The organism is Paenibacillus agaridevorans, assembly GCF_003112455.1.
Classification (GTDB): domain Bacteria; phylum Bacillota; class Bacilli; order Paenibacillales; family Paenibacillaceae; genus Pristimantibacillus; species Pristimantibacillus agaridevorans.
On record NZ_BDQX01000028.1, the window covers coordinates 118,884 to 130,109 of the forward strand.

The following is an 11,226-nucleotide window of genomic DNA, read 5'->3' on the forward strand; positions in this document are numbered from 1 at the left end:
AATCCCTCCTTTCGGCTTTCCGCTGTTTATTCTTCCAATTGATAGCTCCACAGCCGCGAGCCCGATGCAAAGAAAAGCTTGTCCCTGGCGACGGCCAGACCCGCCGTTATGGCAACAGGAGGCTCCGTCAGCTTCACCACCATGGACAGATCCGGATCAAGGCGGAATATCGCCCCACTGAGCGCACCGTAGATCGTTCCGTTCGGATCGGCTGCGAGACCGACCCGCACCGGCGAACCCCACTCCGACAAATCCGCTTCGGCGCAAAGCCTTTCCTCCCCAGGGTCGAACACAAAGTAACGAGAAGCCTCGGTCATGCCATGAATACGTCCCTTGCGGTCTGCATAAATCCAGACGATCTCCCGCGCTTCTACGGGAGACCATACCCCATTCACCGTTCGGCTATCCCAGTGCAGCCGATACAGCTTGGCTCTCGTCTCCTTAGGCGCAGCTCCGCCCGGCGTCTCGATACTGGTGGCCCCGAATATATGACCCGACTGGCCTTCCGCAAGACTGATCGTGCTCTGGAAGGGAACTACCTGGTCATGCGTCAAAAGCATGTCCTCGCCCGTCGTTATATTGTAGAGGCATAAGCCTCCTCCGACAGCGCCGTAGCCAGGATAACCGCCATACAACACGTGCTCCCCGTCCGAATGCGCCAGCGCGCAGCGTGGGCGGTGCACCTCAGGGTGACTGGCAACAAGGCGCGGATTGCGCGCTTGGTTCGGATCCCCGGCTTCGGCCCGGACAGGAAGCCTCGTATCCATCAGATGCAGGTGCCCTCCCGGATAAGCGGCTCCGGCTAGCATCGGACCAACTGAAGCATAGGCGCACAGGTTGCCGCCGCCGCCGAATTCAATGACTTGCCCTCCGAAGCTGCGAAGCCGCTGCTCGCCTGTCTCATATCTAAAGAAGTGAAGCGGATGGTTGCTCGTTCCGTATACATGCCCGTCCGCTCCCGTACTGAGCGGAGACAGCTGCGCGCCGCCGCATTCGTATAGAAGCGGAATCATACGCGTGCTTGATCCCTCCATCGCCCGCAGCCTCAGCTCTCGTTCGGCCAGATCATGCTTCTCGATTTTCCATGCGCCCGATAGCTGACGATGCAGCCGATAAAACGCCGCTCCGGAATATAAAGAAGGCGGGACATCGCGCCAATGAACCGGCGTTGCCTGCCCGCCGCGAAGCCGCATCCAGCGGTATCGTTCCGGCGTCTCCGCTTCCCGCAAATCGGCGAATGCCCAATGACCGTACACGGAACCGTCCGCAGCCGCGTAAACAACGCCCATCCCCCGCGTCCGCTCCTCCGTCGGGACAAGCTGAACCGTGCGTCCATCGGACGGCCGAAAGGCGATCAGTCCCCTCCGTTCTGTGCCGATGCCCGCATACACCCAGCCTGCTTCATCAACCGCGAGATGACTCGGGTACTTTTCCTCTGCATCAAGCTGGCCTAACGGAATAACCCGTCTCTCCGAAGGCACATAACCAAACAATCTGCAATGAGGATAGGCCGCAAAATATATCGTACCCTCCGCCGACTCCGCATAGCTGAAGCCGACCAGTTCACCCTCCATGCCGACATCCTCGGCATGAAGGAAGCTGCAATCGAACGGATCGAACGCCATGAACTGCGTCCCGGCTCCGGCATAGAACATGCCTTCCGAACTGGCAAAGCACATATATGGATATTCCGTGTTGCCATTCGGGAACGGAACCTGCGTGCAGCGTTCCGTTGCCGGGTCGACAACGAGCAGAAATCCCTTCGCCAGAATGACGACGCGCTCGTCGCCGTTGCGGCTTCGGCATACCGCAGCCGTTCGCGACTCTACCACAGGCGCAGGAACGCCATGCTCTGTATACTGCTGCATGCTCACCATCCCATTTTCACAAGTCATCGATTTCGCTTTCGCAGATTTACTTTTTGTAATACGATGCGACCTTGCGCACCCCTCGAATAATATCTTCTGCATCTGTATCCGAATAAAACTCTTTGATCGGAATTTGTATGGCTGTCTCTAAAATTTCTTCGGCTACCGGGCAATCTCCTTGTTGATACGAACGATCCGTCAGATCAAACGGGAAGTGGCTGTTCAGATAGGCCTGCTTCCGCTGGAACAACGGCTGCTTGTAGACCACTTGCGGGATATAGCCGGGCCGGCTCGGAATCCCCTCCGCTTCAAGAGCCTCGCTGAATTGCTGCCTCGTGCAGGATAAGGCGGACAAGTCAAGCCTCATCATGTAGAACCAATACGTGCAGGCCCCGCCTTCAGTCACCTGATGAACATGTATGCCCGGAGTTCCGCGCAGTCCTTCGGTAATCCGATCGCCGATCGTCTGCCGACGTTCGCAAATCCATGACAGCTTTTTCAGCTGCGCGATGCCGACAGCGCCTTGCAATTCGGTCATTCGATAGTTGGGGGCAACGTAATGGAGCTCGCGCTGCACCTCTGTCCCGAATCGATGATAGTTTTTGTCCGCGAAGCCGTGTGTCCGATAATAGTCTGTCTCCTCGCCGGAATTCACCGTAACCATGCCGCCGTCGCCGGTCGATATATGTTTGAAATCATTGGTGCTAAAGCAGCCATAATCGCCAAATGTACCCGCATAACGCCCCTTGTACCGGGTCAAGTAGGCTTGAGCGCAATCTTCGATCACCTTAAGGTTGTGACGCTGCGCAATCGCCATGATCGCATCCATGTCGCAAGGATTGCCGGCCAGGTGAACAACGACAATCGCCTTCGTGCGCGGCGTAATTCGCGCCTCGACAGATGCGGGATCCAGGTTGTACGTATGCGGATCCAGATCGGCGAATACCGGGATGGCATTCTGGTATAGAATGCCAATCAGCGTTCCTTGGTCCGTAATGGGACTCGTAATAACCTCATCGCCAACGGTTACGCCCGCCGCGCCGAGCGCCACATGAATCGCCGCCGTTCCGGACGATGTCGCAACGCTGTGCTTTACACCGTAGATGGCATTAAAGTCATCAAGAAACGTTTTGACCTTATTGCCAAAATGATAAAACAGCGTCTCTTGCTCCAGCGCCTCCAGAAGCTCGCGAGCCTCCTCGACCCCGAATCGTTTGCCTGTGCTAAATGCGGTCGTCTTCGTCTTTGGCCCGCCCAACAGCGCGAGCTCCTCCGTCTTGCTTATCATTTCATTGCCCCTTTCGGCCCTTCGGCTTTATTGTAATGAGGATAACGCAACGGATTGTTGCCGCGATGCTCCTTCGAACTCGACCTGCAGCAAAACGCACGGGAGTCCAAATCGCTTCACCGCGCCCTCGGACGACTCCCCTGCAAGCAGCGGACGATAAGCGGCGATTGCCGTTCTTTCGCCTTCTACGCGCAAGCGTCCACCCTCGCCAAGTCCAATAATCCGCAGCCCGCGCTTCACCCTCACCCAGTCATTGATCTCGGCTCCGGTCCAGAACTCGAATCCGAGCTTCTTCGCTTCGCTTGCCGTAGTCACCAACGCTTTCCGAACCTCCGGCAGCTCATGAATATGCTTTTGATGATAAAGAAAATGCGCGACACCGCGAACCTCCATAACCTTCTCCAGGAAAGGCGCAATAACAGACGTATCCGATAAAGCCGGATGCATCAGATCCTGCGTCAAGAATCCAATTTCCAGCACATCGTAGAGACGATTGTATTCGTCCGCCCAGGCGATCGGGAAGTACGGATGGCTTGTGCAGAACGGGAATCCAACATTCCCCTTTTTGCTTGGACCGCGTGTTTGGTCGGACTGAATCCCGGCCTCCTCGCACCAGCGGAACAGCTCGCCCCAGCCTTCAAACCTCGTATAGTGATTTTTATTGGATGTTGCCGCCGGAAGACCGGTTGCCTTCTTGAACCAGGACGCTTGGCGATTAAATTCCTCTTGCGACCAAATGCCTTGCTCTATCTCCAGAGCGTTATAATGAAGCGCAAGCTCATGACCCGCCTCCCGTATCATCGGATACAGTTCTGGGGAATATCCCGGTTCAATCATGCACCATGTCGATCTTACGCCGCATTCGCTTAACACCTCGAGAGTCGTCCGGCCCGCATCGTCGCTATTAAAGTCGCTGTCATGCGAGATCATAGCAACCGCCTCGACTCCCGCCGGCCAGTAGTCGACGAAGGGCACAATCAGATCGGAGGCCGATGCCGCGGACAGAAGCTGATGCATAAACGCCTCTCGCCAATAATCGGCGTACGGATGCTCATAATAGGGCATACCCGTTGCCGTGTGCGTTCTGTCGGCTTCCCAGTCCAATTGGCATTGGTCGTCCGCCTTCAGAATCCCTTCATTGAGGGCCCCTGATCCGTCCTGCGCCGGAATGCCGTCTTCATAGACGGGCAGCTCGCCTTGCTGAAGTCGTACGATCAGAGTAGGAATATCTACGGCCCAGCGGGCGATTATCCCCTTGCCAACCCGGAACGTCTGCAGAAGCGGCCCAGCGACGGCGCCATCTGCAGCTCCGACGCGAACCATGCCGTCTTCCTCGCAAGAAAGCGCAAGCGAACCCGCATCCGAGGACGTATGCAGCCATGGACGCGCCCGAAAGTATCGCATCGGGCGACCGCCGCCAGGCTCGCCTGATAGTGATGCATAGCCAACCGGCACCTCCTGCAGCTGCCGGCAGCCGAGCCGAGCCGCCAAGTATGGCAAACCCGCGAAGGAAATGACGATACCTCCTCGCTCTGCGAAGTCCCATAGACTGCTTTCCGATTCCATACCGCCGGTAAGCGCCGCAATAACTATATCAAAATCGCCAGCGTCCATTTCGTCCGCCGAGTCGAAGCTCCTGAATGGAATACCCGCAAACGTCATCAGCTCCTGGATGTAGAGCTGAAAAACGTTAGCATGATGCTGGTGAATACGAGCCGTAGCCAGCGAATCGAGATAAATTCCGATTTTTGCCATTTTCATAGATTAAACGCACCTTTACTCTTCGTAATAATTTCCATCGATAGCAAATCGGGCTATGATACATAGCCCGATCCGCTATACGTTATTTCCAACGGCGCTCTGTATAGCCGCGTTCCTTGAACACTGCATTATATTCTTCGATGATCTGAGATCCGCCGCGTGACAGATATTCATTAACTACGGCATCCCAATCGGAAATCGGACGTTGGCCGACGATCATTTTGGTCTGTTCGTTCATGAGGAACTGCATCAGCTCTGCGCCTTTCGCCGCTTCCGTCTCGGACACGACCCCTACGTTCGGCTGGAAGTATTGCTTATAGTCTTTGCTCATCTTCACGAGATCGGTTGTTGCCTGAATGAGCTTCGGCTCCGTGTAGGCCGACTCGAACTCGGGATCCTGATCCGGAAGCACCCATGCCGTGTTGTCCTGGAAGTAGTGGTAAGGCTGACTGCCCTTCTCCGGCTCAATGACTTTACGCTTGCCGTCCGCAACCTCGTAGCCTGCGCCTTCGCCGCCGTAGAACCAGTCATGATCCGCATTGGAAGCATTTTGCTCGGCCATTGGGTAGAACTGACGGGAGAACTCATGCATGTCGAGAATTTTCTTCAGCTTCTCGGGATCATCCTTCAGCTTGGCGTTAAATGCATTGAAGCGAGCATAACCCTTGCCGCCAACAAATCCTTGAGAGCCGTCTGGCGCCAGGAATGGAGGAAGCACTGCAAATTCCGCATCCGGCGAAATCTCGAGCAAGCTTGTCATGTAGTCCTGGGACATGCCTCTTGGCGCAACCAGGAACAGGCCAGCCTTGCTGGAATAAAACTCATTATTCGTATCCGCCCAGTTAATAACGGCGAAGTCCGGCGTCAGCGCCTTTGCTTGATACAGCTTGTTAAAGAATTCGATAAGTTCCTTGCGGCCTTGCGAGATCATGCCAGGAATGTAATTCCCTTTCTCGTCCTGGTGGTAGTAAGAATCGAACTGCCAGTACGGCCCCATAGCATAGTTCGGGTTAATGTTCTGTCCGATTGCCATGCCATACGTATCCTTATTGCCGTTTTTATCCGGGTCGTCGTTCGTGAAAGCGATGAGCGTGCTAGCCAGTTCCTCATAGTTTGTCGGAACGGGCAGACCCAGGTTGTCGAGCCAATCCTTACGGATATAGAAAGAGCTTGACTCTGTCGGAGACCAGGACGGAATGCCGTAGATTTTGCCATCGATGGTAAATGGCGCCCAAAGCTCATCCGGAATGGCCTTCAGCGATGGATACTGATCGATATAGTCGTTCAACTCAAGGAACGCGCCTTGCTTTGCCCAGCGAGGGAAATTATCCGCGCGGCTGGCCTCGAAGCCGATCATATCCGGCATCGACCCGGAGGAAACGACTGCGCTCAGCTTCTCTGGATACGTTTCCGCCGGAACCTTTTCAACGAAGTAGTCCACGTTAAACTTTTCATTCAGCTTCTTCAAGCCTTCACCGTCATTAGGTGCTGGGTTTCCATAAATGTACGTAATGCCGCTAATCTTATGAACCTTCTCTGGCGCCGCGCTTTCCGCCGGCGTCGACTGCGTCGGACTTGGCTTCTCGCTGCTGCTGCCAGCATTGTTTCCGTTCGAGCATGCTGCCGAAACCAACATTGCGGCAGCTACTGTCGATACGAGGTACGCTTTCTTTTTCATCGTAGAACCCTCCATTTTTGTCTTTTCACAACTTTCCATCATTGCCTGCTCATGCTCGCCTAGCCAATCGGACTGCCCGCTACAGCACATAGGCTAGCCCTTTACCGAACCGAGCATCACCCCCTTGGCAAAATGCTTTTGCAGGAACGGATACACAATCAAAATCGGGAGCGTTGCCATTAAAATCGCAGCCATCTGGATCGTCACCGGAGGAGGCGGATTCTCTAGCATGAGCATCGCTTCGTTGCCTAACGCTGCGGTCGCCTCGTTCATAATGACAATCTGCCTCAGAACGACCTGGATCGGCCATTTGGAGGAATCATTCAAATAGAGAACGCCTTCAAAGTACTTGTTCCAATAGCCTACCGCATAAAACAATCCGAAGGCAGCCAGCGACGGCTTGGACAGCGGCAGCATAATGCTTGTAAATATCCGCAGCTCGCTCGCGCCGTCAATTAGGCCGGCCTCCGTCAGCTCGTTCGGTATACTTAAGAAAAACTGCCTCATCACGATCAAGTTGAAAGCACTGATCGCCGACGGAATGATAAGCGACCATGTCGAGTTCATCAACCCGACTTCCTTTACGACCAGATACGTCGGAATCATGCCCGCGTTAAACAGCAAAGTGAAAATGATGAGCAGCAATATAATGCGTTGTCCAGTCACGTTTCTCGTAAGACCGTATGCCATGGTGGCCGTCAGCAGCAGACTGACAACGGTGCCCACAATTGTGATGTACGACGAGACGCCCAATGAGCGAATAAAATTGTTGGAGGCAAGAATCGTCTGATACGCATCCGTCACCCAATTGGTCGGCCACATAATAAATTCTTTCTCCAGCACATCCCGCAAGGATGAGAACGATACGGAGAAAATATGCAGGAATGGGAACACCATTAACAGCGCAACGATAGCAAGAAGCAGCCAGTTGGCAGCGTCAATCATTCGATCGGTTATAGACCGGTTGTACATAGATGCAAATCACCCGACCCTCTCTTTAGAATTAATACAGTCCATCTTCGCCGAACCGCTTGGCGATCCGGTTTGCAATGACCACGAGCACGAGGCCGACGGCGCCCTTGAACATGCCTACCGCTGTCGCAAAACTGACATCGCCTTGCTGAATCCCCTTGAAGTACACATAAGTATCAAGGACGTTGCCGGTATCCATATTAAATGGATTAAGCATGAGGAAGATCTGCTCAAAGCCCAGGTCTAGCACGTTGCCCAAACGAATAATAAACATGATTACAATGACGCCGCGAATGGACGGGAGCGTAATATGCCATAGCTGCCTCCAGCGATTGGCGCCGTCGATAACGGCTGCTTCATAAAGACTCGTATTGACGCCGGCCAGCGCGGCCAGAAATATAATCGTGCCCCATCCGGATTCCTTCCAGATGATCTGCAATGTGATAAGCGGCTTAAAGAACGCGGGATCCGTCAGAAACGGGATGGCCTCTATCCCGAACCATGAGCCCAGCACGGTGTTAATCAGACCTTCTCCCCGCAGGAATACGGTGAAAATCCCCGCAACGACGACCCATGACAAGAAGTGGGGAAGGTAAACCATCGATTGCACAAATCGCTTGTATGTGCCGTTACGCACCTCATTGAGCATGAGCGCAAGCACAATCGATACCGGGAATGCGACTAAAATTTGCAGAAGCGCGATATTGATCGTGTTCCAGAGCACTCTTATAACTTCATCATCTTCGAAAATACGGGCGAAGTGGGCAAAGCCGACCCAGTCGCTCGCCCATATCCCTGCAAACGGGTTGAAATCCTTGAATGCGATTACAAGACCGGCCATCGGAAGATAGCGGAACACAAGGAAATATAAGATGCCTGGCCATATCAGCAAATGAACGTAACGTTCCTTCCACAACCGCAGACCTATTCTTCTCCATGCGCTTCGCGACTTCGTGCTTCCCTGAACCGGGACTGTTGTTCGTATCATTACTTGCTCAGCACTCCTCGCTTTTCGTAAATTTTGATCGTTATTTGAACATGTATTTTACCTGTATTTTATAGCGTGTGCCTATGACTGTCAATCCTTTTTTTAAAAATGAATGCGTTTTCGATCGCACGATTGTAAGCGAATTTAAATGACAACATTCAAAAAAAAAAAACGGCAGCTGAACGAATGGTCAGTTGCCGTCATGGGAAGATCACTTTGATGAAGTAACCTGCACTATACTTTAGCAGCCCATACTTCAATTTCTATTTTTATCTCTGGCAGTCCTAATTCAGTAATATATCCAATCGTCATTGCCGGATAATCACAACTAAACATTTTCCCCCACTCTTCATAGAGGTAATCCCAATCCATTTTTTTAGTTGCCCATATATTTACTTTGATTATGTTTTCAGATGTCAGTTCCTCAGAAACTAACAATTTCCGGATATTATCAAAAGTGTTTTTTACTTGTTCGTTCAGACCCTCTGGAATCTCCCCATTTTTATCCACCCCAATTTGACCGGAAGTTACAAATAACTCTGAATTTCTGGGGATTTTGGTTATATGCGTATAGTTGCCAACGGGGTGATACATACCTGCTGGGTTTTTTCTGGATATAAACGACTTGTCCATGTTTAATTACCTCGCATTCTATAAGAGATTCACTGCCATATTTAACGTCCATCTTTGGGCAGACTTCACCCGTAAAATGAATTTTAGAAAAAAACGGCAGTCGAATATCCATATCCAAAAGATATAAACATTAAAGATTTTTTCTTCATGGATTGGATACTCCTTTCTTTATAGATTTGAAGTAATATGATACATAAGTATTATAGTTTTTAATAAAATAAGATTTAACTGCAGGATCTCGCCGGCAGGCTGTGTAATTAACTGGTTGTCGCGATCCGATCGGGATCCATGAGACCGATGAATTCCCGGAGCGGCTGTCGTCTATATAAACGAAGGCATAAATGAACACAAACAAATTTGACGAAGAGGTGTTTTGAAGATGGCATTAACGTCCGCATTCACGAGCTTCAACCTGCCTGTAAAAAACGTAGAACAATCGAAAGCGTTCTTCACCGGACTTGGATTCGAGCTCAACCCGCAATTTCCTGATAATGAGAATTCGGTAGCCATCGTGATCGGCGACAACCTGCAGGTCATGCTAATCAATCAAGCATTCTTTAATACGCTCACGGAGAGGGAATCCGTCGATACGAGCAAGTATGCGCAGATGACGATCGCATTGGCCTTCGAGAGTCGGGAAAAGGTCGATGAAATCGTGAATACCGCGGTCTCCTTGGGCGGAAACTTGCACGCTGAGCCTGAAGATCATGGGTTCATGTATCATTGGGGCTTCGTGGACTTGGACGGCCATCTGTGGGCCATTAACTACATGAACATGGATGCGGCACAAGGTTAAGGCTAACGGAGATCACGTTCGTACTAGGGTTCATAAAGAAAGACGCCGGCATCTTCCTCGGCGTCTTTTTCGCGATGATTAGTTTTCATTCATGATGGGTAAATCGTGTTCAGTGACATTAAAGTTGGTATTTGAGAAACCTATTCAAATCAACGGTTCTTTATAATTTTGCCTACAAGGACAATTACCTTCGTTATCTTGTTCAAATAAAGGGTCCTTACCCGTATCGACTCTCGGGAGAATTCGACAAAAGGAGTTATCTAATGCATTGCAGCAAATCGTTCCATTCCATTTGTTCTCATGCTACGGCACTCTAGCAGACAAATGTTTTGTAGGTAATGTTTTCATATTGCCTCCAGATGACTGGGATTTCAAAATTGCTATCCTCTTTTTTATTCTATATTAGTAATGGGTAATCCTTTCATAATACGAGCATGAAGGTTAGTTAAAGTTGAATACGCAGAAGAAGCCGACCCATTTGAGTTGGCTTCTTCTGCATTTTCAATCTAATAGAGATTTTACTGTCTTTCAATAAACCCAACTTTCCTGCTTAACTGGTAACCTGTTAAGGACTTCCTTGTACAACTGCCACTTAGGCAAGTACTGATTCATAAAGGCAATAAATCGGTCGTTGTGATTTCGCTCGTGCAAATGAACCATTTCATGAACAACAATATATTCAAGGCATTCAGGTGGTTTCTTGGCTAATTCTAGATTCAACCAAATTCGTTGTGCTTCCCGGTTACATGTGCCCCACTTGGTCTTCATTTTCTTTATTCCAAATTCGTTAACTTTAACATTCATTATCTTCTCCCATTTTTCAATGAGGTCAGCAACATGTATTTTCAATTGGACACGGTACCATTCTTCTAATACTTCTTGTTTCTTATCAAACGTTGAGTCGGGACGGACATAAAGCACAAGTTTGCTATGCTGTAACTCAACCCTTGGCGGTGCATCAAATTCAATTACTTGAAGTAGATATCGTTTCCCTCTAAAGTAATGGCTCTCCCTGGTCAGAAATTCTCTGGGTGCTTCACGTTCTTGTCCTTTGAGTTTTGCTTGTTGTTTTCGAATCCAGCTCACTTTGGATAGAGCATAAACCCGGATGGTATCAAGGTCCATTCGCAAAGGCGCAGCGATACGGACCTTACCGGTCGGAGGGTATACACTTAGATGAATGTTTTTGATGTCCTTTTGTTCAACATCGATAACCAATTCTCCAAGTCGCAGTTGTTCCAT

At 50.8% G+C, this 11,226-nt stretch carries 9 protein-coding genes; 1 reads left to right on the top strand and 8 read right to left on the bottom strand.

Features of this window, described 5'->3' with window-relative positions; translation table 11 throughout:
- Nucleotides 1-26 precede the first annotated feature (26 nt).
- The 7 genes from PAT3040_RS01920 to PAT3040_RS01950 all read right to left on the bottom strand — a co-directional run bounded on the left by PAT3040_RS01920 (nucleotide 27) and on the right by PAT3040_RS01950 (nucleotide 9,188).
- On the bottom strand, nucleotides 27-1,868 hold the full coding sequence (locus PAT3040_RS01920) for an SMP-30/gluconolactonase/LRE family protein (protein WP_108991331.1): 1,842 nt from the start codon (nucleotides 1,866-1,868) through the stop codon (nucleotides 27-29).
- A 46-nt stretch (nucleotides 1,869-1,914) separates the two neighbouring features.
- On the bottom strand, nucleotides 1,915-3,156 hold the full coding sequence (locus PAT3040_RS01925) for a DegT/DnrJ/EryC1/StrS family aminotransferase (RefSeq protein WP_108991332.1): 1,242 nt from the start codon (nucleotides 3,154-3,156) through the stop codon (nucleotides 1,915-1,917).
- 27 nt (nucleotides 3,157-3,183) lie between these two features.
- Nucleotides 3,184-4,917 (bottom strand): polysaccharide deacetylase family protein, encoded by a 1,734-nt coding sequence (locus tag PAT3040_RS01930; protein ID WP_108991333.1) that lies wholly within the window; start codon nucleotides 4,915-4,917, stop codon nucleotides 3,184-3,186.
- A gap of 82 nt (nucleotides 4,918-4,999) precedes the next feature.
- Nucleotides 5,000-6,595 (bottom strand): extracellular solute-binding protein, encoded by a 1,596-nt coding sequence (locus PAT3040_RS01935; RefSeq protein ID WP_181376401.1) that lies wholly within the window; start codon nucleotides 6,593-6,595, stop codon nucleotides 5,000-5,002.
- Between the two features lie 93 nt (nucleotides 6,596-6,688).
- A complete protein-coding gene (locus PAT3040_RS01940) occupies nucleotides 6,689-7,567 on the bottom strand; it encodes a carbohydrate ABC transporter permease (RefSeq protein WP_108991335.1) in 879 nt (292 codons plus the stop codon).
- Nucleotides 7,568-7,598: 31 nt separating this feature from the next.
- On the bottom strand, nucleotides 7,599-8,555 hold the full coding sequence (locus PAT3040_RS01945; protein ID WP_108991336.1) for an ABC transporter permease: 957 nt from the start codon (nucleotides 8,553-8,555) through the stop codon (nucleotides 7,599-7,601).
- A gap of 234 nt (nucleotides 8,556-8,789) precedes the next feature.
- Nucleotides 8,790-9,188: a RidA family protein gene (locus PAT3040_RS01950; RefSeq protein WP_108991337.1), complete on the bottom strand. Its 399-nt coding sequence runs from the start codon at nucleotides 9,186-9,188 to the stop codon at nucleotides 8,790-8,792.
- Between the two features lie 379 nt (nucleotides 9,189-9,567).
- On the opposite strand from PAT3040_RS01950, the gene PAT3040_RS01955 reads away from it, so the two are divergent.
- Nucleotides 9,568-9,984, top strand: coding sequence for a VOC family protein (locus tag PAT3040_RS01955; protein WP_108991338.1), 417 nt, complete (start codon nucleotides 9,568-9,570; stop codon nucleotides 9,982-9,984).
- Nucleotides 9,985-10,512: 528 nt separating this feature from the next.
- Here the strand turns inward: PAT3040_RS01955 and PAT3040_RS01960 are convergent.
- Nucleotides 10,513-11,226, bottom strand: coding sequence for a M48 family metallopeptidase (locus tag PAT3040_RS01960; protein WP_108991339.1), 714 nt, complete (start codon nucleotides 11,224-11,226; stop codon nucleotides 10,513-10,515).

Excerpts from the sequence above, each read along its gene's own strand:
- PAT3040_RS01920 (WP_108991331.1), bottom strand. The coding sequence starts at position 1,868 with ATGCAGCAGTATACAGAGCATGGCGTTCCTGCGCCTGTGGTAGAGTCG.
- PAT3040_RS01925 (WP_108991332.1), bottom strand. The coding sequence starts at position 3,156 with ATGATAAGCAAGACGGAGGAGCTCGCGCTGTTGGGCGGGCCAAAGACG.
- PAT3040_RS01930 (WP_108991333.1), bottom strand. The coding sequence starts at position 4,917 with ATGAAAATGGCAAAAATCGGAATTTATCTCGATTCGCTGGCTACGGCT.
- PAT3040_RS01935 (WP_181376401.1), bottom strand. The coding sequence starts at position 6,595 with ATGAAAAAGAAAGCGTACCTCGTATCGACAGTAGCTGCCGCAATGTTG.
- PAT3040_RS01940 (WP_108991335.1), bottom strand. The coding sequence starts at position 7,567 with ATGTACAACCGGTCTATAACCGATCGAATGATTGACGCTGCCAACTGG.
- PAT3040_RS01945 (WP_108991336.1), bottom strand. The coding sequence starts at position 8,555 with ATGATACGAACAACAGTCCCGGTTCAGGGAAGCACGAAGTCGCGAAGC.
- PAT3040_RS01950 (WP_108991337.1), bottom strand. The coding sequence starts at position 9,188 with ATGGACAAGTCGTTTATATCCAGAAAAAACCCAGCAGGTATGTATCAC.
- PAT3040_RS01955 (WP_108991338.1), top strand. The coding sequence starts at position 9,568 with ATGGCATTAACGTCCGCATTCACGAGCTTCAACCTGCCTGTAAAAAAC.
- PAT3040_RS01960 (WP_108991339.1), bottom strand. The coding sequence starts at position 11,226 with ATGGAACAACTGCGACTTGGAGAATTGGTTATCGATGTTGAACAAAAG.